The following is a 23,786-nucleotide window of genomic DNA, read 5'->3' on the forward strand; positions in this document are numbered from 1 at the left end:
AGGAGTTCATGTTATGGATATTCAGGCAATTTTAGAAGAGTATGTATTAAATCCAGAGAAGTTAATGAAATTTGGGGGAATTATTCTTAAAATCATTCTTATTTTTATTGTGGCAAAAATGATTATTCGCGTCACTAATGTAGGAATTGAACAAATTTTTAAGATGAGCAGCAAAGCCCCTGTACGTACGAATGAAAGACGTGAGGCGACGTTAACGAAGCTTTGTCAAAATATTGTTCATTATGTTGTGTACTTCATGGTTGTTATGACGGTTTTAGAAACAGTAGGAATCGATATTAAAGCGCTTCTTGCTGGGGTGAGTGTTGCTGGTTTAGCAATTGGTTTTGGAGCACAAAACTTAGTAAAAGACATTGTAACAGGATTCTTCATTATTTTTGAAGATCAATTTTCAGTTGGCGATAAAGTGAAAATTAATGATATTGACGGTGTCATCGAAGAAGTAGGGCTTCGTACGACGCAGTTAGTTGCAGAAAACGGGGAGATTTATTTCATTTCAAACAGTTCAATTACAAAAGTTGCGAACTACTCTTTAGGTGAAAAACGTAAAGAGATAGCGTAAGAATATATATAAATACAAATTGAAAAAATGACATAAAAAAACCTTTTCTTTTTAGTGGGGATGAGAGCAACTGGCTATGCATAGAAGCGGTCAGTTCCTTTTCCTGCCACGTGCAGAGTTTAAAACAAAGAGAAAAAGAAAGTAGCTGTTATGGGGTATTTTCCATAACAGCGGTGTATATGGCGAAAAAATAAAACGGATATATATGGAAGTAAACAAAAGACTTTGGTATCATGCCGAAGTCTTTTGTTTTAAAATTTTCCGTATGTTCACTTCAAGTTCATAACAGGCGTGTATGCTGTAAGTATCAAAAGTGATAGAAAAGAGGGAGTTATCTATATGTCACTAGAAGCATTAATTATTTTTTCGTTACTAAATGCAGGCCAACTAGCAGAGAACGAACAAAATCAATTACAAAAAAATAATAGTGAACAACATGTTTATGTAGAGAAACAAGAAGTGAATCAAACGATGAATATAAAAATGAAATAAAGTGAAACTGCGAGATAAATATGTTTATACAACGAAAAAAGCCAATCCAAAAGGATTGGCTTTTCGTCATTAACGAGAGTAGAACTCTACGATTAACGCTTCGTTGATTTCAGCAGCTAACTCAGCGCGCTCTGGTAAGCGAGTGAAAGTAGCTTCTAATTTGTCAGCATCGAAAGTTAAGTACTCAGGTACGAAGTTGTTAACTTCGATAGCTTCTTTAACTACAGCTAGGTTTAGAGACTTTTCGCGAACGCTGATTGTTTGGCCTGGTTTAACGCGGTAAGATGGGATATCTACGCGAGCGCCATCTACCATGATGTGACCGTGGTTTACTAATTGACGAGCAGCGCGACGAGTGCGAGCTAAGCCCATGCGGTAAACTAGGTTGTCAAGGCGAGCTTCAAGAAGGATCATGAAGTTTTCACCGTGTTTACCCATCATTTTACCAGCTTGGTCAAATGTGCGACGGAATTGACGCTCAGTCATGCCGTACATGTGACGAAGTTTTTGTTTTTCTTGTAATTGTAAACCGTATTCTGAAAGTTTCTTACGTTGGTTAGGACCGTGTGGACCTGGTGCGTAAGGGCGTTTTTCTAATTCTTTACCTGTGCCGCTTAGAGAGATTCCAAGACGACGAGAAAGTTTCCAAGATGGACCTGTATAACGAGCCATGAATGACTCCTCCTTTAAAATGTTTTTATTTTTGTAAAATAAAAACAGACGTAATTGACATTTATGCGTATTTCATTTTCATGTATCCTCGCTCCAGCAGCAGGGAGTTACACGATACACCTCATCGTGAGGAACAAAATACAAACAATAAACTCACATTACAAGGCTGCCTTTTTATTTTACACAAAGGCTATTATATCTGTTTATTAGGAGAGAGTCAAGAACATCGAATTTCATTTTATACATTCAAATTTTGGAAAAATGCAAGAAGGAATTTTGTAAATGCTCATGGAAAGGATAGTAACAGATAGAAAACGCTTACATAAGATGGGATATAAGGGGGATGTTTGCATGAAAAAGAAACATATCGAAACGACGTTAATTCATCATGGGTATGATGCGGCGCAGCATAAAGGAAGTTTAACACCGCCGTTATTTCAAACATCTACGTATACATTTGAAACAGCGCAGCAAGGAGAAGCAAGCTTTGCTGGGTATGATTCAGCTTATATTTATTCTAGACTTGGAAATCCGACAGTTGAGTTATTTGAGGAAAGAATGGCAGCGTTAGAAGAAGGAGAAGCGGCACTTGCGTTTGGCTCCGGTATGGCAGCTATTTCAGGAACACTTTTTGCCTTTTTAAAAGCTGGAGATCATATTGTTTGTTCGAATGGCTTATACGGTTGTACGTATGGATTTTTAGAAATGTTGGAAGAGAAATTTACAATTACGCATACATTATGCGAAATGGAAACTGAAGAGGAGATAAAAAATAGTATTGGGCCGAATACAAAAATCATTTTTGTAGAAACACCGATTAATCCAACGATGAAATTGATTGATTTAGAACTTGTCGTCAAAGTAGCTAAGCAGCATGGACTGCTCGTTATTGTGGATAATACATTTTGTTCACCGTACTTGCAAAGACCGCTTACAATAGGCTGTGATATCGTCCTGCATAGTGCGACAAAATATATTGGCGGTCATGGTGATGTTGTGGCCGGTGTTACAATTTGTAAAACGAATGAGCTTGCCGAAAAAATTCGTCCGATTCGTAAAGATGTTGGCGGGATTATGGCACCGTTTGATGCATGGTTACTTTTACGAGGTTTAAAAACATTAGCAGTTCGAATGGATCGTCATTCTGACAATGCCGAAAAAATTGCTGCTTTTCTTCGAAATCATGAACTAGTAGAAGATGTTTGGTATCCGGAAGGAATGCTTGCAAATAAACAAATGAAGCGCGGGGGCGGTGTACTGTCGTTTACAGTAAAAGGAGGAAAAGCAGAGGCACAAGCTATAATGGATAACTTAAAATTAATTGCCATTGCAGTGAGTCTTGGTGATACAGAAACGTTAATTCAGCACCCAGCAACGATGACACATGCGGTCATTCCGAAACACGTTCGTGAGCAAATGGGTATTTCTGATAACTTATTACGCCTATCTGCAGGGCTTGAGTCCTGGGAAGATATTGTAAGAGACTTAGCGCAAGCACTGCAAAAAGAAAAAACGGCTTTATCGTAAGAAAAATACTGTCTACCAAATATATCGACCGTTCTTTGCAATATGTCGGCGATTTTCATAATATATCGACCGTTTTTTAGAATATATCGGCGATTCGACACGATATAAAGATTCTTCGGCTATGTTCGATACAACGAGTGCACTAAGAAGGAGCTGACCTTAAGGCAGCTCCTTCTCGTTATATATGTTTTAATAAAACCTCGATAAATTTCTCTAAATAGGTTTGATCAATTTCATCAAAGCGCCCTTTGTTTGGGCTGTCGATGTCTAATACGCCGATGACTTCATTATTTTTGATTAGCGGTATAACGATTTCTGAATTAGAAGCTGCATCGCAGGCGATATGCCCAGGGAACTTGTGGACATCAGCGACAAGTTGTGTCGTTTTCGTTTCTGCTGCTACGCCGCATACGCCGCGGCCAAATGGAATACGAACGCAAGCTGGTAATCCTTGAAATGGTCCAAGTACGAGCTGATTTCCTTCTGTTACATAAAAACCTACCCAGTTAATATCTTGCAAAAACACATTGAGTAAAGCAGATGCATTTGCTAAGTTAGCTACTACATTTGATTCGCCTGTTAATAGAGCATCGAGTTGTTTTATCACTGTGCTGTATTGTTCCTCACGTGTACCTGTATATTCTTCTGCTGTGAACATGGAAACGCCGCCCTTTCTGTAGGTTAGTGTAAAATCATTGCAAAATAAGCTATAATTCGCAAGACTTTGTCGATAGAAAATTAAAGGAATTTGTCTTAAAAGTCAAGAAATTTACATCAAGTTCAATTAATCGTGCTTTTATTGCCCGCGAACAGCGGGATGAAAAGGAGTGAGTGTATGACACAGGCGAGACAGAAGATCATCGACGCAGCAATTTCACTATTTTATGCGAAAGGCTATAATGGTACATCAGTGCGTGACATAGCGAAACAAGCAGATGTCAATGCTGCAAATATCTCCTATTATTTTTCCGGAAAACAAGGATTACTGGAACAGTTGGTAACAGACTTTTTAGAGGGCTATTTACGTATTGTTGAAATGAAATTTGAACAGCGAAATTTTTTGTCTGCAAAAGAAGTAATATTTCAGATGGTGAGAAATATTTTACAATATCAGTTTGAGCGAAGAGAACTTACTCGTTTTTTCTACAGAGAACTTTCGTTAGATAGCACATTAATTCGCGAAATCATGACGATTTACTTTTCAAAAGAGAGATACTATATGGAGCAACTCATTAGACAAGGGCAAGAAAATAAAGAATTTCAAAATGTATCATTTACGATGTTTATGACGCAGTTAAAGGGAATGATCAGTATGCCGTATTTATATCCACAATATATATCAGAAGTGCTGCATTCCTTTCCGTCAGAAATCTTTTTTATTGAAATGTATATGAAGGAAGTAGAGCAGTGGATGGAGCAAACTCTTTGTACAGAGCATTTACAATATCCTCTGCCGAGAGCGGCGTATGTATAAAAAAAATCAAAAAACGTAAAGCAGCTTGTTGCCAATATGTATGGGAATAAGCTGTTTTTATTTGTTTTTTATAAAGTGGTATCTTCTTTTTGAAATTCTAACATAGTAGTATAACTATAATGTGATATTAATGTTTTTGTTTTGAAAGAAAATAGAGGTTTTTAGTCATTATAATTTTGGAGTTTGAGTTGTGTACGGAATTGACTTAAAAATAGTAAATTCTTTCATGAAATTTTTCGAAAAACTAGGCCAAAAACATATAATTACATGGTATGATTAATACATTGCTAGTTGTTAAATATGGGGGATTTCCCTTTTCTTACATAACGCCTTCCATTTTTAAAAACGGAACGGACAAAAAACAGATAAATAGGAGGCATTTTGAATGGATTCAATCTTGACAATCGTTGTCATCATCGTGAGTGCTATCTTGCTCTTCCTCATCGTAGAGCTTGTGATGAGAAATCGTTTATATAAAGATATCGAAGCACTAGGGCAATGGCAAAAAGAAATTAAAGATAAGCCTGTAGCGGATGAACTGAAGCGAGTGAAAGAGCTGAAAATGACTGGACAAACAGAAGAGCTGTTTGAAAAATGGCGCAATGAATGGGATGAAATTGTCGCTAATATTCTTCCGAAAGCAGAAAAAGAATTAGAAAGCGCCCAAAAATTTGCCGCGCAATTTTCCTTCCGAAAAGCAAAACATTCAATTAATGAATCCATTAGTAGTTTAGATGAAGCAGATCATCGAATTATGGATATTTTAAATGAGCTGCAAGAATTGTTGGAAAGCTATGAGAAAAACAATTCAGAGATTGAGCAGTTACGTGATACATATCGCAGTTTGAAAAAGAGCGTGCTTGCTCATCGTCATATGTTTGGCGCAGCCGAGAAGAAAATTGAAGGGCTGCTTGATGATGGGTCAAATAAATTTCAAACGTTTGAAGAAGCAACACAAAATGGAGATTACTTAAAAGCGCGTGAAATTGTGGTGAGTTTAGAAGAAGGACTAGCGCATTTGGAAGTAATTGTGCATGAAGTACCAGAATTATTAGTAGAATGTCAAACGACACTTCCGGTGCAATTAGAAGATTTATCACAAGGTCACGACGATATGAAAAAACAAGGTTATGTACTAAATCATTTGGAAATCCCAAAAGAAGTAAGAGAGATGGACAAACAATTGCAAATGTGCCTTGCTGATTTAGAATCTCTACACGTAGTAGAAGCGCAAGAAAAAATGGAAGTTTTAAAAGGAAATCTTGATGCGTTATATGAACAATTAGAGTTAGAAGTAAGAGCAAAACATTATGTTGAACAGCAGTCGGTAACTGTATACGAAGATTTAGAGACAATTCGAGAAGAAGCGCTGGAAACGAAAGCAGAAACACAATTTGTGAAACAAAGTTATCAATTACAGGATAGAGATATCGAATCTCAAAAAGTGGTTGAAAAACAGATGCACATTTTAATGAAGCGTTTTGAAGTGTTGCAGCTTCGCATTGCAGAGCAAGATATCGCATTTTCTGTCATTCGAGAAGAATTAGAAGAAATTTATGAGCAATGTGAAACGTTAAAAGTAATTCATGATGAGTACAAAGACATGCTGCAAATGATGCGTAAAGATGAGTTTGAAGCGCGTGAGGCTTTAAAAGAAATGCGCCATACACTGATGGAATCAAAGCGGATGATGCAAAAATCAAATTTACCAGGTTTGCCAGATAGTATCGTAGCGGAATTGCAAAATGGACAACAAGCAATGCATAGTGTGTATGAGCAACTCGAATTAAAACCGCTTGATATGGGCGCAGTGAATCGCACACTAGAAGAAGCGGTAGCGATTGTAAATGGTGTTCACGAAGCAACGCAAGAGTTAATTGAACAAGCATATTTAGTAGAAAAATTAATTCAGTACGGTAATCGTTATCGTAGTCACGATGATATGCTGGCGAAAAGTTTAGATAACGCTGAGCAACTGTTCCGTGAATATGAATATGATGCAGCTCTAGAACAAGCCGCTTCTGTATTAGAGCAAATTGAACCAGGAATCGTGCAAAAAATTGCTGAATTTGTTGATTTAGAACAAACTCCTTAATTGATTAAGGGGTTTGTTTTTTGTGTAAATAACTTTTGTATGCATTATGGTGTAATATTGCTATAATGAATAGCGGAATATGGAGCGTTTTTTTTCGTTGAAAGCAGAAAAGCATACTTCCGCTTTAATGACGGAAACTATGAGCAGGCTTAGCGGAAACGCATGAATGTATGATATGATTATCCCGCTACGAAGATCTTTCTCGTAAAGTAAAGAAGTTTCACTTTAGGGGATTTCGATATCGGTGAAAGGGGAATAACGATGATTTACTTTGATAATAGTGCGACGACAAAGCCGTACCCGGAAGCCTTACAATCTTATGTGACAGTTGCAGGAAAGTATTTTGGAAATCCTTCTTCTATTCATTCCCTTGGAGGAGAATCAGAGCGTTTATTAACGCAATCACGTACGATTGCTGCTCAGCTTCTTCGCGTAAAGCCTTCAGAAATTGTCTTTACATCTGGAGGAACGGAAGGAAATAACCTTGCAATTAAGGGGATTGCGATGAGAAATCGCGCCCGTGGTAAACATATGATTACAACAAACATTGAACACGCTTCTGTGTTTGAAGCATATAAGCAGCTAGAAAACCGTGGTTTTGACGTTACATATTTGCCGGTAAATGAAAATGGTGTTGTATCAGTTGAAGATGTGAAACGTGCTCTTCGAGATGACACTATTCTTGTTTCTATGATTCACGTCAATAACGAAACAGGTGCGATTCAGCCTGTTGATGAAGTTGGAAAGTTATTAGCGAACTACCCGAAAGTACGATTCCATGTCGATCATGTACAAGGAATTGGAAAAGCACCGCTTGATTTGCATGAAAGTCATATTGATCTTTGCACAATTTCGGGACATAAGTTCCATAGTGTAAAAGGAACAGGACTTCTATTTGTTCGTGATGGTGTAAGGCTCGATCCAGTTTTATCGGGTGGTGGACAAGAGTTGCGTTACCGTTCTGGTACAGAAAACTTGCCAGGAATTGTAGCGATGATCAAAGCTTTGCGAATGACTTTAGAAAAACAGTCCGAAAATACGGTGCATCTTCGTGCGTTAAAAGAAGAACTCATTCGTATGTTTAAGGGTATGAAGGATGTTACAATTAATACGCCGAAAGAACATACGGCACCGCATATTTTAAATGTATCATTTGTGGGATTAAAGCCAGAAATTGTTGTGCATGCTTTGGAAGAACGTGATGTGTATGTGTCAACAAAATCTGCTTGTTCTTCAAGAGCAAACGAAGTAAGCCACGTTTTACTAGCGATGGGCTTGCCGCATGCGGTAGCAGAAAGTGCAATTCGTATTAGTTTAACTGCGGAAAATACGTTGGAAGAAGTAAAACAATTCGAAGGAATTATAAAAGAAACATTGCCAAAATTATATGAAGTGATGAGGTAAGGAAAGATGATGACATACGAGTACATTTTAGTTCGCTACGGCGAAATGACAACAAAAGGAAAGAACCGTTCTAAGTTTGTAAGCACATTAAAAGATAATGTGAAACATAAATTGAAAAAATTTACAAACTTAAAAATTGATGCGACGCATGATCGCATGTATATTCAGTTAAATGGTGAAGATCATGAAGCAGTTGCGGAAAAATTAAAAGACGTGTTTGGGATTCACAAGTTTAATTTAGCAATGAAAGTACCAACAGATTTAGAAGAAATTAAAAAAGGTGCCCTTGCTGCTTTTCTGCAAGTAAAAGGTGACATAAAAACATTTAAAATTACAGTTCACCGTTCTTACAAGCATTTTCCGATGCGAACGATGGAACTGCTTCCAGAAATCGGGGGATATGTTTTACAAAATACAGAGGATATTACCGTAGATGTTCATAATCCAGATGTAAATATCCGCATTGAAATTCGAAGTGGTTATAGCTATATTATGTGTGATGAGCGCATGGGAGCTGGCGGTCTTCCAGTTGGTGTTGGAGGAAAAGTAATGCTTCTTCTTTCTGGTGGTATTGATAGTCCGGTTGCAGCTTACTTAACAATGAAGCGCGGCGTATCAGTGGAAGCTGTTCATTTTCATAGTCCCCCGTTTACGAGCGAGCGTGCAAAGCAGAAAGTAATTGACTTAGCACAGGAGCTAACGAAGTATTGTAAACGCGTGACAGTTCACCTTGTACCGTTTACAGAAGTTCAAAAAACAATTAATAAAGAAATTCCATCTAGCTATTCAATGACAATTATGCGCCGTATGATGATGCGAATTGCAGAGCGAATTGCAGAAGAGCGCAACGCACTTGCTCTTACAACAGGTGAAAGTCTTGGCCAAGTAGCAAGTCAAACGTTAGATAGTATGCATACGATAAACGAAGTAACAAATTATCCAATTATTCGTCCTCTTATTGCGATGGATAAGCTAGAAATTATTAAAATTGCTAACGAAATCGGTACGTATGACATCTCAATCCGTCCGTACGAAGATTGCTGTACAGTCTTTACACCAGCAAGTCCGGCAACAAAACCGAAGCGTGAAAAAGCGAATAAATTTGAATCATACTATGATTTTACACCGCTTATTGAATCAGCTGTTGCAAATACAGAAAAAATGGTATTGCAAACAGTAGAAGTAGCAGAAGAAGAAAAGTTTGAAGATTTATTTTAAAACCATAAATTACCATTAAAAAATATGTATGAAGCTATATGGTTTATCACACTCTATACTCACAAGGAGGTGATACCATATGGCAAACACAAGTAAATTAGCAGTTGCTGGTGCGCAAGCTGCTTTAGATCAAATGAAATACGAAATCGCTCAAGAGTTCGGTGTACAACTTGGACCAGATTCAACATCTCGTGCTAACGGATCTGTTGGTGGTGAAATCACAAAACGTTTAGTTTCAATGGCTGAACAACAATTAGGCGGTTTCCAACGATAACAACTATATATAATGGCTTAGAGAGAGCGGGATTTCCCGCTCTTTCTTTTTGTTGTTTTCTGTCAAAAAATAAGAGAAAACATCTACTATTGTAGCCAATTGGTCAAAATATAAACAAATTTGTCAAAAGAAGATAGTTTAAAATTTACAGAAAATTCTATATTATTAAAGAGAGGATGGATAAAATAAAGGGGGAAGAGTATGAACCGGGAAGAGCTATTAGCGCCGCCGATGTATAATTTAGTCGAAGAAATGGAGCGTTATGCACATGAGCCAAATAGGCTTGCACTTATTTGGCAAGATGATCAAGGGAATAAAAGGGAAGTCACATACGGAGAATTGTTACAAGGAGCGAATAAAATTGGAAACGCTTTTATAAAAAGCGGTCTGCAAAAAGGGGACAAGCTTCTTATTATGATGCCGCGTCTTATTGAAACATATATGACGTATATTGCTGCGATTAAAGCGGGGTTTGTTGTTATTCCGAGTTCAGAAATGCTGCGCAAAAAAGATATTGAATACCGAATCGAGCATGGAGAAGTAAAAGCGATTGTAAGCTATGAACCGTATGTAGGACAATTCGATGGAATTGAAGCAGTGCATTCTCTTCATAAATTTGTATTAAGCGAAAAACCGCTAGAAGGATGGAAGAATATACAGTACGCGCTTAACACAGAGAGCGCTGTATTAGAAATGGCAGAGACAAAGTGTGATGATATGGTGTTCTTATCGTATACATCTGGAACGACGGGCAATCCGAAGGGCGTTGTACATACGCATGCTTGGGCGTATGCTCATCTTCGTACGAGCGCTGCAAATTGGTTAGCAATTGAAGAGAATGATGTTGTATGGGCAACAGCAAGTCCAGGGTGGCAAAAATGGGTGTGGAGTCCGTTTCTTGCGACGCTCGGTTCAGGTGCAACGGGATTTGTGTACCATGGGAAATTTGATCCGGAAACATATTTACAGTTATTAAGTGATAACAAAGTAAATGTACTATGCTGTACGCCAACTGAATATCGTTTAATGGCGAAAGTGGAAAACTTACAGCGGTATGATCTCTCTTCCTTGCATAGTGCGGTTTCAGCAGGAGAGCCATTAAACAGAGAGGTTATTAATACATTCCGAAATTATTTTCATATAACGGTTCGTGATGGATATGGTCAAACAGAAAATACATTGCTAGTTGGCGTATTAAAAGGAATGGAAATAAAACCTGGTTCGATGGGAAAACCGACGCCGGGCAATCAAGTTGATATTGTAGATGAAGATGGTAAGCCAGTTCTTCCGGGAGAAGTAGGAGATATTGCAGTACATGTGAAAACACCGGCTTTATTTAAACAATACTATAAAGATTCAGAGCGTACGGCTATGCAATTTCGCGGTGATTATTACATTACAGGTGATCAGGCTAAAAAGGATGAAGATGGCTACTTTTGGTTTGAGGGGCGCGGCGACGATATAATTATTAGCTCCGGCTATACAATCGGACCGTTCGAAGTGGAAGATGCACTAGTCAAACATCCATACGTCAGAGAATGTGCGGTTGTGGCAAGTCCAGATGAAATACGAGGAAATATCGTAAAAGCCTTTATCGTGTTAAAAGAAAATATTGATGAGAAAGACAGTACGTTAATCCCGCTCTTGCAAGAGCATGTGAAAGAATTAACGGCGCCTTATAAATACCCGCGTAAAATTGAATTTGTGAAAGAATTGCCAAAAACGATTTCCGGTAAAATTCGCCGCGTGGAGCTGCGAAAACGTGAAATGGAACTGGCTTCAAAGTAATATACACTTCACTCTGCCCAATTCTATCCGAATGGAATTGGGTTTTTTGTTTTATGGGAGAGAGTGTTTTATAATCTTATTATAAGAAAATTAAGATAATATTTTTATGATGGGAAAATTGGGGGTAGAGAGAATGTATGGCGTAATTGCTTTATTTGATGAAGCAGTAGAAAAAGAAATACATACAGTATGGGATGAATTGTGTAGAAACGACATTTCTTATTATTCTAAAGAGGTTCCTGATAGAAGACCACATATTACCATTGCTAGCTATCAAAATGTTGAACAAGAATCTTTTATAGAAGACATGAATCGAGTTTTACAAGAGACGAGTAGCATTCCTATAACGCTAAGCACATTGGGAACATTTTTAGCATCTAAGACAGTATTTCTTTCGCCTGAACCTACGAAAACGTTATTGGATTTTCATCGCAATTTCCATGAGAAAATGAAAACATATAGCGATCATTCATCTTCGTTATATCTTCCTGACAATTGGATCCCGCATTGCACAATTGCTAATCACTTAACGGAAGAAAAATTTCATGAAGCTTTTCGATATTGTACAAATAGAATAGAGAAAATACATGCGGTTATTAGGGAAATTGCTCTAATAAAAGTAGAATATAAAAATGAAAAATGTGTGAATGCACCTATTATTTTTTCGAAAAGGTTAAGGGGTGTCACAAGCAATGTTTATAGCTAATCAAAATGGGGGAGAAAAAATGGGAGAACTTTGGCATGGCGGAAAGATTTATACGATGGAAGAAGAATGCGCGGTCGTAGAAGCAGTTTACGTAGAAAACGGTAAAATTATTGCTGTTGGAAAGAAAGAAGAACTAGAGGCACGGTATCAGCCGAAACAGTTCTTCAATTTAGAAGGGAAAATAACGCTCCCTGGTTTTGTTGATAGCCATATGCATCTTATTGGACACGGAGAACGATTACTTCGCTTAGATTTATCAGCATGCACATCTTATCTGGAAGTACTAAACCTTGTCGCGGAGCGAGTGAAAATAACGAAGCAAGGAGAATGGATTGTTGGCGAGGGCTGGAATGAAAACAATTTTACAGATCGAAAAGATGTACATAAACGGGATTTAGATGATTTGTCACGCCAGCATCCTATTTTATTAAAACGAGTTTGCCGTCATGTAATGTTGGTGAACTCTTATATTCTTGAGAAAGCTGAAATTATGCAAGGTAGGGAAAATCCAAAAGGCGGGAAAATTGGCCGCGATCAACATGGTGAATTTACAGGATTATTGTATGAACAAGCGCAAGATTTAATCGCTCCTATTCTACCAAACATCGATGCAGATTATTTAACAAAGGCACTGCAAACCGCAATTCAAGATTGTTGGAAATATGGGCTAGTTGGCGGCCATACAGAAGACTTAAACTACTATGGTGGTTTTCAAAAAACATACAATGCCTTTACGGAAGTGATTCGAGATTTACCGTTTAAAGCACATCTTCTTGTTCATCATGAAGTAGCGCACGAACGTGAGCAATATGAGAATACACATTATATTGAATTTGGAGCGATGAAAATCTTTTCGGATGGTTCCTTTGGCGGACGAACGGCGCTACTTAGCGAACCGTATGAAGATGCAAAAGAAACGAATGGCGTTGCTATTTTTTCCCGTGCTGAACTTGCGGAACTCGTTAAACAAGCACGAGAATTTCGTATGCCTGTCGCAATTCATACAATTGGTGATCTATCACTTGAATATGTAATCGATGCGCTTGAAATGCATCCGCCAAAAGAAGGGCAGCGGGACCGCATTATTCACTGTCAGCTTGCGCGTGAAGAGTTAATCCAGCGCATGAAGAAGCTCCCGGCAATTTTAGATATTCAGCCTGTCTTCGTTTCTTCTGACTTTCCATCTGTTATTGAAAAGTTAGGAGAGCGGCGTCTTCGGTATGCATATGCATGGAAAACGCTCCTTGCTGCTGGTTTACACTGTGCGGGCGGTTCAGATGCACCAATCGAGCAGGTGAATCCGCTTTTAGGTATATATAGCGCTGTAACAAGAAAGAGCTTTGTGGATGGAAACTGTTACATGCCAAAAGAAAGGTTAACAGTATTTGAAGCTATTTCACTTTTCACAACAGGAAGCGCATATGCGATTGGAAAAGAAGAGAACCGCGGGAAAATTGCAGCGGGGTATGAGGCAGACTTCACTATATTGGCTAAAGATATATTTAACGTGCAAGAAGAGGGAATAAAAGAGCTAAACGTTATGATGACGGTTGTAGATGGTGAGGTAGTATACAAGAAATAAAGGCGGCACATGCCGCCTTTATTTCTTTATAAAAACGTTCTTTGCACTTTTTCCCAGAACGAATTATTTTTTAGTTTTACTGTTTTGATTTGCTTATCGCTTAAACGGACAACTGCTTTTTCGACTTGCTTAATGCTAAGTGCTTCGTTATCCATACCCATGACAGGATAATCTTTGTCATTATGAGTTAATTTTAATGTTAACGTACGACCGTTGCTTAAGATGAACGGAGAACCAAGTGTCCGGTACGTATTATTATTTAAGGAAGCAAGCTCACTTACTTGGAAACATGGAATTAATGGATCCACGACAGCGCCGCTTAGTGATTTATTATATGCAGTGCTACCTGTTGGGGTAGAAACAACTAAGCCATCCCCTCTGAATGTTTCAAAATATAAATCATCGATGTACACATCTAATACAAATGTTTTAATCACGCTAGAGCGCAGTGAAAATTCATTTAGGCAATAAAACGATGTGTCATGATCGACAATTACTTGGATTGTTGGATATCTTCTTACTTCAATTTCATTTTTTGTGATTTCTTGAAGGGCGCTATCGACATGGTCGATGTGGAAGTCACAGTAAAAGGAAATATCATCTGTTGTCGAAACCCCTGCGTATAAGCAATCATCACGAAATCCTGTTTTTCTAACAGCCTGCAAAAATGTACCGTCGTCGCCAACACTAATGATAGCGTTTGCGTGCTTTGGATGGTCTAGTATTGTAAATCCGTTTTCCTTTAAAATGTCGTATACTGGTTTCATTTTTTCAATAAGCGTTGCTTTATCATCACCGTAAAAGAAAAATAAATTGCGACGATCTTCCATTTTGTATCCCTCCATGCAGTAAATAATATGTTCAAATAGTATATTTCGATAAAAATATAAAAAATCCTTCTATTTTTAGAAAAATCTATATTTTCAATTTCGTTTATTTTTTTCATACCATGTCGATAATGGATATGGTATGAAAGGATGGTACGATGAAGTGGCTTGCGATTGGAATTGGAATACTTATTTTGTTTGTCTTACTTATTTTGTTATCGAAATTATCGCTAAAAATTAGTTTGTTATATACCGAAACAGAAAAACAATGTTTGTTTCAAGTGAAGATATGGATGATTCATTATACGTTTGATGTGTTAGAGCGTATCGAAAAGCAGCAAAGGAAAACAAATCAAAAAATTGACAAAGCAGAAGAGGAAGGCGGAACCGAGGAAAAATTTGTGGCATGGCTTGACAGTGCAGCGGAGATTATAAAAAGGCTGCAAGAAATCCATACTATGATTAAAGATTTTCTGCAAAAAGTGAAAATCAACAATTGGAGATGGTATTCGCAAATTGGAACAGGTGATGCAGCGAGTACTGGAGTTATTACAGGCTATGCATGGTCAGTAAAAGGAATCATTGTTGGCGTTGCCGGACAATATGCAGAAATTATTGGTGCGCCGCAACTTGAGATTACTCCAATCTTTCAAGGGAAAACTGTGGCATCACATTGTGAATTAACGGCTTCGTTTCGTATATATCGTGCAGTTAAGGCGGTAATTAAGCTGTTTATATTTTTGAAGAAGCAAGGAGTTATTACGACAGATCATGCGATGCAGCAATAAATATAGGGAGGATTATATGGAACATCCAATTCAAGGATTAATGACAACAGCGATGCAGCATTTAAATCATATGATTGATGTAAATACAATCATTGGTGATCCAATTCAGTCACCTGATGGAAGTGTCATCTTAACAGTTTCTAAAGTAAGCTTTGGATTTGCGGCAGGTGGTAGTGAATTTGGAAAACTGGAAAATAATAATCATCATCCATTTGGCGGCGGTAGCGGCGGCGGTGTTTCCATTAACCCGGTTGCTTTTCTCGTTGTAAATAGTGAAGGTGTGAAAGTACTTCATTTAGATAAACAGACGCATATACTTGATAAAATCATGGAATTAGCACCGCAAGCAGTTGATAAAGTGAAAGAAATGATGAACAAACAAAAAGATGAACAGCCGGAGTATGAAATATAGAAAATGAAATGCACCTTTTGTAAAGGACGTTAAAAAATGATGCTACATGAAGAAGATGATTTCTGTATTAACAGAAATCATCTTTTTTAGATTTATTCTGTTATTCGCGGGCAGTAAGACCCTTATAGAACGTATATATCATTTAACTCGGAAAATTAATTCTTTTTAATTTTATATTTATGTATAATGTAAAATATGGATTATTGTGGAAGGGGAGATCCAGCGTATGAATGAAGTTATAGTTTCAAAATCCTTTTTTTCAAGGTATAAAACAATTGCAGATGCCGTAAAGGGTGCCTCACCAGGTACAACAATAGTAGTAAAACCTGGTGTGTATCGAGAAAATATCCATATTGATAAAGATATTAACATAATTAGCGAAGATGATAAGAATGATACTGTAATTGAAACGTTTCAAACAGCCTTTTTCATTGAGAATGGGAGCAAAACATTTATAAAAGGCATTCAAGTTCGTCAGCTTGGACAAGATGATGCAGCTTTAATAAATTGTTCTTCTGGAACAATACAAATACAAGACTGCGATATTTATCCTCAAAATGGTTCAGGTGTATGGGTGAACCGACAAGGGATATTGTATATGCAATTCTGTCAAATAACTGGTGGGTATACAAATGCAATCAACTTTGGAGAGGGAAGTCAAGGGACAATAGAAGATTGTGAAATACATGGGATGAAGGGTGAAAAATATCCATCTCTGTTTATTAATAATAGTAATCCGATTATAAAAAATTGCCGCATTTATAATAGTGTGAGCAATGCTATTTTTATGAAAAATAATAGCAAACCATTTATAGAAAACTGTGACTTGTTTGATATACAAGATGCCATTCTGTATATATCTAATAGTGCTCCTACCATAAAGAAATGTAAAATACATGATGGACAAAGTAATGCTTTCCACATAGAAAAGGGAAGTAAACCGATAATAGAAAATTGTGAGATATTTAAGTTTACAAATACAATGATATATATTCATGAGAGTCAGCCAGCTATGAAGGGTTGCAAAATGTTTGATGGAAACACAAATGCGGTAATTTTTAAAGAGCAGAGTGAAGGATTAATTGAGGAATGTGAAATATTTAATTTATTAGGTGAAGAATATCCAGCGATTTGGATAGAAACGAGTCAACCTACATGGAAGAAATGTAAAATTAGTTATACTGCAAGTAATGCTTATTATATAAGTGAAGGAAGTAAACCGGTAATAGAAAATTGTGAGATTTATAAAACGGAAGGCGATGCTTTCCGAATTGTGAAGTCAGAGCCTAGCATTAGATTTTGTAAAATGTATGATGGGGAATCATCTGCTTTTTATATTCAAGAAGAAAGTCGACCTTTTATTGAAGAGTGTGAAGCATTTAATTTTAAAGATCAAATTGTAGTAGTAATTACTAGTAGCCCGATGTTTAGAAGGTGTAAATTTCATGATGGTGAAGCGAACGGAATATCATTTTATCAAAATGGCGGCGGCCTTTTTGAAGAATGTGAAATATATCAATTTTCAAATGAAAAATATTCTACTATATATGTTAACCAAGGTATTCCGGAGTTTAAAAAATGTAAAATTTATAAGGGTACTAGAGATGCAATCTATTTAGAAAATAACAGTGGTTCCATCATGGAAGAATGTGAAGTCTGTCAATTTCAAAATGAATCCTATGCAATGATTCAAGGGGTACAAAGTAATTTGAAATTAATAAATTGTAAATTATATGAGGGGAATAATAATGCTTTTAATTTTATAGGAAACAGTCAGTTGACAATAGAGGGATGTGAAATATTTAATTTTTCTAGTGATAACTATTCAATGATTTGGATAGAGGAGAGTTATCTAACACTTACAAAGAGTGAATTGTATAAAGGACAATATACGGCTGTAAATATTAATAAGAATAGCGTTGTTTCTATTGAAGATTGTAATATATCAGATTTCAATGAAGATTGCGTAGAAATTTATGAGGAAAGCGAAGTATTGCTCCAACGAAATAAAATGTATAACTCTTTAAGAGGGGTTGGAGTCGTAAGTGGTAGCAACTCAAAAATAATAGAGTGTGATATATATGATTGCCAAGGAACAGCTGTCTGGCTAAATCAGGGACAAGCTACAATCGAGAAAATTCAAATTAAAAATTGTGGTGGGAATGCACTTAATATGAAAAATAATAGTAACGTTGGTTTTGTAAATGGGAGTATTTCTCAATTTGAATATCCAATGATATATAGTGAAGAAAGTCAATTTGATGTAAAGGAAAGTAGTTTTAATCATTGTAAGAATCCAATATTTTTAGTGGAAAAAGAAAGTGAATTTTGGATAGAACAATGTGAAATGTCTCAAGTAGAGGAATCATCGGCAATTGAAATCAATTCACATGTAAAAGGTACTGTTCAAAAGTGTAACATTTATGATGCTTTTATGGGCATTAAGATTTCATCTGAAAGTCAAATTACTTTAAAGGATATCAAGTGTTTTGATATAGAAAAAACAGCTTATCAAATTACTGATGATCATTCAGCTACATTAGAAAATTGTAAAACGTATGTAGAAGTAACGCGTCAGAAAGTACAATCCACTAAAGAATCAAAAGAAGAAAAACAGGATGTAGAAGAAGTACAAGAACAGCAGGAAATTATAGAATCGAACGATATAATGACAGAGTTAGAACGTTTTGTTGGAATGAATAGTATTAAGGAACAAATTAAATACTTAATTAACCTTGTAGAAATTACTCGTTATCGAAAAGAAGCAGGTCTTGACTCCGGGGGAGATATTAAACCAAAACATACCGTTTTTTATGGGAATCCAGGGACGGGAAAAACAACGATTGCTCGTTTGCTAGGGAAAGTATATAAATCACTTGGACTGCTTGAAAAAGGACATGTTGTTGAAGTAAAGCGTGAAGACTTGGTGGGAGCCTATATTGGTCATTCTGAAGAGAAAACAAAACAGCGTATCGATGAAGCAATGGGCGGAGTTTTGTTTATTGATGAAGCATATTCGTTAAGTATTGAAGATGGAGCACGTGATTTTGGGAGACAAGTTATTGAAGTTTTATTAGCAGCTCTTGAAAATCATCGCGGAGAATTTTTATGTATCGTTGCTGGTTATGAGAAAGAAATGGAACGATTTATTGCTTCTAATCCAGGTTTGAAAAGCCGTTTTGTATCTTATATGAAATTTGAAGATTATACACCAGATGAATTGATGGAAATTGGAAATCGCTTGTTAGATGATAAGAAGTACCGCTTAACAGAGGAAGCGGAAAATTATGTATATGAACAATTTGTATGGCTGTATAGAAAGCGGGATGAACATTTTGGAAACGCACGTACGGTTCGGGAACAAGTAGATAAATGGATTACATTGCAAGCGAACCGAATTAGTACATTACCAAGAAGTGAATGGAAGAACAAAGAAGTATTGACGACAATTCGTTTGGAGGATGTTGAAAAAGCATTCCAACAAAGAGATGCAAGAAAAGTGGCTGTTCCAATTAATGAGAAATTACTACAAGAGCAAATGGACCGTTTGGATAGTTTAATCGGTTTAACAAAGGTGAAAAAAGAAATTGAAAGATTAATCCAGCTTGTTTCTTATTATCGAGAAGAAGGTAAGGATATAAGAGAGCTTTCCATGCATATTTCGTTAATTGGTAATCCAGGAACAGGAAAAACAGAGGTTGCGCGAATTATTGCAAAAGTGTATGAGGCATTAGGAATTTTAGAGCGCGGAGATTGTGTGGAAGTAGACCGAAAAGAATTGGTTGATAAATATCAAGGGGGAACGGAAGAGAAAACAGCGGGTGTATTACAAAAAGCAATGGGAGGCACACTGTTTATTGATGAGGCATATACATTGACGAATAAGGGGAGTAATGATTCTGGACATATAGCTGTGGAATTATTGCTAAAACAAATGGAAGATAAACGCGGAGAATTTATCGTATTAGTTGCTGGATATGAAGATGAGATGGAAGAGTTCCTTGATAGCAATAAAGGTCTTCGTCGTCGCTTTGATCGCCGCCTTGTATTTGAAGATTATACACCAGAAGAAATGATTCAAATTGCAAATTATTATATGACTAAAAAGCTGTATAGTATGTCAGCCGAAGCAAGACACATGCTTGTTGAATATTTTACTTATCTGTATGAAAATCGCGATAAAACATATGGGAATGCAGGTTTGGCTCGTAAGATTATTGAACAGGCAATGAAAAATTTAGATTATCGTATCGCTACCTTGCCAATAGAAGAGCGAATGGAAGAACGGAAATATACAATTAGTGTGGAAGATATACAGGCACTTTTACAACAACAGGAGCAATAAAAAAGTGAAATCAGGGAATATGTGCAAATTAAAATAGGCTCTTTTGTTGAAAAAATTATATAAATTGAGTTAGTTTCATTTGTATTTTAAGGGCATTATGACTATCATTAACACTGTACATACTTTGTTTTTAGAAAAGGGAGGATTTTCAAATGGCAAACGTAACGTTTAAAGGAAACCCAATCACTTTAGTTGGCACAGAAGTTAAAGTAGGCGATCAAGCACCGAACTTCCAAGTGTTAGCAAATGATTTATCTCCGGTAACTTTAGAAACATATAAAGGCGCAGTGAAATTAATTAGTGTTGTACCATCTATTGATACAGGTGTATGTGATGCGCAAACTCGTCGTTTCAACGAAGATGCAGCTAGCATTGAAAACGCAAAAGTATTAACAATTAGCGTTGATTTACCATTTGCTCAAAAGCGTTGGTGTGCAGCTAACGGTTTAGAGAATGTTGCAACGCTTTCTGATCACCGCGACCTTTCTTTTGGTGAGGCATACGGTGTTGTAATGAAAGAACTTCGTTTGCTTGCACGTGCAGTATTCGTAGTAGATAGCAACGACAAAGTTGTTTACGTAGAGTACGTAAGTGAAGGTACAAGCCATCCAAATTACGAAGCAGCATTAGAAGCAGCAAAAGCTGCGAAGTAATACGGGCAACAAAGAGCGACCTCTTAATGAAGAGGTCGCTTTTTTATGATAGCAAGTATTGATATATGTAAATTCGTTTTGATTTTTGAACATGAGTCATTGTTATGCAGAACAAAAAGTGATTCGCACTCGCTTTCTCTCTTCGTTTTAACCCTTTGCATGTGGCAGAAAAAGGCCCTAACCGCTACTATGCATGGCCAGATGCTCTCGCCCACCTAAAAAAGAGTTTTTGTTTTTTTACATTTTCATTTATATATTGTCGATTCAATATGAATGAAAAGAATTTAGAATATGGTATGATATAAGTTATGTGTATTTTAGTTTGAAGGAGGAATTTTAGTGAGTTCAACAGTAGAAACATTATTTTCTATTTTTGATTCTTCTGCCGTAATTTTACGTAAAGAATTAAATATAACGTATTTAGAAGCACTTGTAGAGACAGGTGATAATTTATTTGAAGGAACAATTTTACAAGAAGGCCTAGAACAACCAACAATTGAAAGATTAGAGCGTGAATATAGCAAGTTTAATGAAGAAAACTATAAAGGCGAAGAAATTCGCAAAGCGTTTCAACTGGCCATCTTAAAAGGGATGAAAGACGGCGTACAAGCAAATCATGAAATGACGCCTGATGCAGTTGGAATGTTTATGAGTTATTTGTTCCATAAATTTATGAAGGATCAAAAGGAAATAACTGTACTAGATCCTGCAATTGGAACGGGTAATTTATTAACGACAATCTTCAATGGTTGTCTAGAAGGTACAACGATGAGTGGCTTTGGAGTAGATGTGGATGACTTACTTGTTAAACTTGCACTAGTCAATGCGAATTTACAAAAACAAGCGGTCGAGTTCTTTAATCAAGATGGACTAGCTTCTCTTTATATTGATCCAGTTGATGCGGTTGTGTGTGATTTACCAATCGGCTATTATCCAAATGAAATCGGTGCAAGTGAATATACGTTAAAAGCAGACGAAGGTATGTCTTATGCACATCATCTTTTTATTGAACAAAGTGTCAAACATACAAAAGAAGGCGGCTATTTATTTTTCTTAGTGCCAAACTTCATTTTTGAAAGCGATCAAGCACCAAAGCTTCATGCATTTATTAAAGAAACATGTTTTGTGCAAGGTTTACTACAGTTACCTGTTTCCATGTTTAAGAATGAAAAAAATGCAAAAAGTATATTTGTTCTCCAAAAGAAAGGGCAAAACGTACAAATGCCAAAACAAGCGCTATTAGTAGAACTACCAAAATTCTCTAACATGCAAGCGATGGAGAACATTATGCAGCAAATTAATGGTTGGTTTGTTGAGAAAAACTAAAAAGGGTACGTATATAACAGATAGATACTCATATATAGTACAGTTTTATATTGTTTACAAAATTAAGTAATATATATAAGTGGCGAAATTAAAAACATTCAATCTGTAATATAAAAAAAATAATCGTGTTACAATTTTTTCACTTGAAATATATGTCGTACGATGTTTAAATTAAAATCGTGAGTATTAAATTTTTATCAGTGAAACGGTTCTGTTATCTGAAAAAAAATTAAAGACATAAAATAGAGCGGTTTGTGGAGAGATTCCACACAGCTAGAGAAAAAGGGGCGAAAGACTAGATGTCAAAAATCATCGCGATTAATGCAGGAAGCTCTTCCTTAAAGTTCCAATTATTCGAAATGCCAAGTGAAACAGTATTAACAAAAGGTTTAGTAGAACGTATCGGTTTAGACGATGCTATCTTCACAATTACTGTGAATGGTGAAAAACAAACTGAAGTAACAAATATTCCAGATCATGGAGTAGCAGTTAGTATGTTACTTAATAAATTAACTGAAAATGGAATTGTGAAATCTCTTGATGAGATTAGCGGTATCGGTCACCGTGTTGTACACGGCGGTGAAAAATTTGATGATTCTGCTTTAATTACTGATGAAGTATTAGCAGAAATCGATGCTTTAAGTGAGTTAGCACCACTTCATAACCCAGCACACGTTGTTGGTATTAAAGCGTTCCAAGCAGTTCTTCCGAACGTACCATCAGTTGCAGTATTTGATACAGCATTCCATCAAACAATGCCGGAAGAATCTTTCTTATATAGCTTACCTTACGAATACTATGAGAAATATGGCATCCGTAAATACGGCTTCCACGGTACTTCTCATAAGTATGTAACAGAGCGTGCAGCTGAATTATTAGGCCGTCCACTTGAAAGCTTACGTTTACTTTCTTGTCACTTAGGTAACGGTGCAAGTATCGCAGCTGTTGAAGGCGGAAAATCTATCGATACATCTATGGGCTTCACTCCACTTGCTGGTGTAACAATGGGTACACGTTCTGGTAACCTTGACCCTGCGTTAATTCCATACATTATGAAGAAAACAGGACAATCTGTAGATGAAGTTCTGAACGTATTAAACAAGAAAAGTGGTATGTTAGGTCTTTCTGGATTCTCAAGTGACTTACGTGATATTGAGCAAGCTGAAGAAGAAGGAAATCACCGTGCAGAAGTAGCACTAGAGATCTTTATCGGCCGCATTCATAAATATATTGGTTCTTATGCAGCTCGTATGAAAGGTGTAGACGCAATCATCTTTACAGCTGGTATTGGTGAGAACAGTGCACTAATCCGTGAGCGTGTATTAGAAGGCCTTGAGTTTATGGGCGTATACTTTGATTCAAAACGTAACAATATTCGCGGCGAAGAAGCATTCATCAACTTCCCACATTCTCCAGTGAAAATTATCGTAATTCCAACTGACGAAGAAGTTATGATTGCTCGTGACGTAGTACGTCTTGGAAATATTGGTTAATATATGATGAAAAGACGGGATGATTCCCGTCTTTTTCAGAGTGTTGGGAAACCCTTTGGGTTTCCCAACCTCTGATGACCTTTATTGTAACTATGTATAAAAAAATTGTACGAAACAATAAAAAATAAGA

The 23,786-nt window shown here is 36.7% G+C and carries 20 protein-coding genes; 17 read left to right on the forward strand and 3 right to left on the reverse strand.

Features of this window, described 5'->3' with window-relative positions; translation table 11 throughout:
• Positions 1-13 precede the first annotated feature (13 nt).
• Positions 14-580, forward strand: a complete 567-nt coding sequence (locus tag Q9306_RS19090; RefSeq protein WP_306201312.1) for a mechanosensitive ion channel family protein — start codon at positions 14-16, stop codon at positions 578-580.
• A 339-nt stretch (positions 581-919) separates the two neighbouring features.
• A complete protein-coding gene (locus Q9306_RS19095) occupies positions 920-1,072 on the forward strand; it encodes a transporter (RefSeq protein ID WP_306201315.1) in 153 nt (50 codons plus the stop codon).
• A gap of 69 nt (positions 1,073-1,141) precedes the next feature.
• On the opposite strand, the gene rpsD is transcribed toward Q9306_RS19095, so the two are convergent.
• Entirely contained in the window at positions 1,142-1,744 is a 603-nt protein-coding gene (rpsD, locus tag Q9306_RS19100; protein WP_090918220.1) for a 30S ribosomal protein S4, read from the reverse strand.
• Between the two features lie 351 nt (positions 1,745-2,095).
• On the opposite strand from rpsD, the gene megL reads away from it, so the two are divergent.
• Complete coding sequence (megL, locus tag Q9306_RS19105; protein ID WP_306201318.1) at positions 2,096-3,271, forward strand: methionine gamma-lyase; 1,176 nt, start codon at positions 2,096-2,098, stop codon at positions 3,269-3,271.
• A 178-nt stretch (positions 3,272-3,449) separates the two neighbouring features.
• On the opposite strand, the gene Q9306_RS19110 is transcribed toward megL, so the two are convergent.
• Positions 3,450-3,929 (reverse strand): GAF domain-containing protein, encoded by a 480-nt coding sequence (locus tag Q9306_RS19110; protein ID WP_306201320.1) that lies wholly within the window; start codon positions 3,927-3,929, stop codon positions 3,450-3,452.
• 177 nt (positions 3,930-4,106) lie between these two features.
• On the opposite strand from Q9306_RS19110, the gene refZ reads away from it, so the two are divergent.
• From refZ to Q9306_RS19150, 8 genes are all read left to right on the forward strand, one after another.
• Positions 4,107-4,745: a forespore capture DNA-binding protein RefZ gene (refZ, locus tag Q9306_RS19115; RefSeq protein ID WP_306201324.1), complete on the forward strand. Its 639-nt coding sequence runs from the start codon at positions 4,107-4,109 to the stop codon at positions 4,743-4,745.
• 385 nt (positions 4,746-5,130) lie between these two features.
• A complete protein-coding gene (gene ezrA / locus Q9306_RS19120; RefSeq protein WP_306201326.1) occupies positions 5,131-6,840 on the forward strand; it encodes a septation ring formation regulator EzrA in 1,710 nt (569 codons plus the stop codon).
• A gap of 261 nt (positions 6,841-7,101) precedes the next feature.
• A complete protein-coding gene (locus Q9306_RS19125; RefSeq protein ID WP_306201328.1) occupies positions 7,102-8,244 on the forward strand; it encodes a cysteine desulfurase family protein in 1,143 nt (380 codons plus the stop codon).
• A 6-nt stretch (positions 8,245-8,250) separates the two neighbouring features.
• Positions 8,251-9,462 (forward strand): tRNA uracil 4-sulfurtransferase ThiI, encoded by a 1,212-nt coding sequence (gene thiI, locus Q9306_RS19130; RefSeq protein WP_306201331.1) that lies wholly within the window; start codon positions 8,251-8,253, stop codon positions 9,460-9,462.
• Positions 9,463-9,541: 79 nt separating this feature from the next.
• The gene (locus Q9306_RS19135) at positions 9,542-9,736 is read left to right on the forward strand and encodes an alpha/beta-type small acid-soluble spore protein (protein WP_306201333.1); all 195 of its coding nucleotides are present in this window, start codon (positions 9,542-9,544) and stop codon (positions 9,734-9,736) included.
• Positions 9,737-9,937: 201 nt separating this feature from the next.
• Positions 9,938-11,524, forward strand: a complete 1,587-nt coding sequence (gene mbcS, locus Q9306_RS19140; RefSeq protein ID WP_306201335.1) for an acyl-CoA synthetase MbcS — start codon at positions 9,938-9,940, stop codon at positions 11,522-11,524.
• A 133-nt stretch (positions 11,525-11,657) separates the two neighbouring features.
• Complete coding sequence (locus Q9306_RS19145; protein WP_306201337.1) at positions 11,658-12,230, forward strand: 2'-5' RNA ligase family protein; 573 nt, start codon at positions 11,658-11,660, stop codon at positions 12,228-12,230.
• 19 nt (positions 12,231-12,249) lie between these two features.
• Entirely contained in the window at positions 12,250-13,812 is a 1,563-nt protein-coding gene (locus Q9306_RS19150; RefSeq protein ID WP_306201339.1) for an amidohydrolase, read from the forward strand.
• Between the two features lie 26 nt (positions 13,813-13,838).
• On the opposite strand, the gene Q9306_RS19155 is transcribed toward Q9306_RS19150, so the two are convergent.
• A complete protein-coding gene (locus Q9306_RS19155; protein ID WP_306201341.1) occupies positions 13,839-14,642 on the reverse strand; it encodes an NAD kinase in 804 nt (267 codons plus the stop codon).
• Between the two features lie 155 nt (positions 14,643-14,797).
• On the opposite strand from Q9306_RS19155, the gene Q9306_RS19160 reads away from it, so the two are divergent.
• The 6 genes from Q9306_RS19160 (at position 14,798) to Q9306_RS19185 (ending at position 23,656) form a co-directional block, all read left to right on the forward strand.
• Positions 14,798-15,427, forward strand: a complete 630-nt coding sequence (locus tag Q9306_RS19160; RefSeq protein WP_306201343.1) for a DUF2953 domain-containing protein — start codon at positions 14,798-14,800, stop codon at positions 15,425-15,427.
• Positions 15,428-15,443: 16 nt separating this feature from the next.
• The gene (gene ytfJ / locus Q9306_RS19165) at positions 15,444-15,839 is read left to right on the forward strand and encodes a GerW family sporulation protein (RefSeq protein ID WP_306201345.1); all 396 of its coding nucleotides are present in this window, start codon (positions 15,444-15,446) and stop codon (positions 15,837-15,839) included.
• A gap of 226 nt (positions 15,840-16,065) precedes the next feature.
• On the forward strand, positions 16,066-20,184 hold the full coding sequence (locus tag Q9306_RS19170) for a right-handed parallel beta-helix repeat-containing protein (RefSeq protein WP_306201347.1): 4,119 nt from the start codon (positions 16,066-16,068) through the stop codon (positions 20,182-20,184).
• A gap of 152 nt (positions 20,185-20,336) precedes the next feature.
• Complete coding sequence (gene tpx / locus Q9306_RS19175; RefSeq protein WP_306201349.1) at positions 20,337-20,837, forward strand: thiol peroxidase; 501 nt, start codon at positions 20,337-20,339, stop codon at positions 20,835-20,837.
• 339 nt (positions 20,838-21,176) lie between these two features.
• The gene (locus tag Q9306_RS19180) at positions 21,177-22,163 is read left to right on the forward strand and encodes a class I SAM-dependent methyltransferase (protein ID WP_306201351.1); all 987 of its coding nucleotides are present in this window, start codon (positions 21,177-21,179) and stop codon (positions 22,161-22,163) included.
• Between the two features lie 299 nt (positions 22,164-22,462).
• On the forward strand, positions 22,463-23,656 hold the full coding sequence (locus Q9306_RS19185) for an acetate kinase (protein WP_306201353.1): 1,194 nt from the start codon (positions 22,463-22,465) through the stop codon (positions 23,654-23,656).
• Positions 23,657-23,786: the final 130 nt, after the last annotated feature.

This window comes from Bacillus multifaciens (assembly GCF_030756675.1).
Taxonomy (GTDB): Bacteria; Bacillota; Bacilli; order Bacillales; family Bacillaceae_G; genus Bacillus_A; species Bacillus_A multifaciens.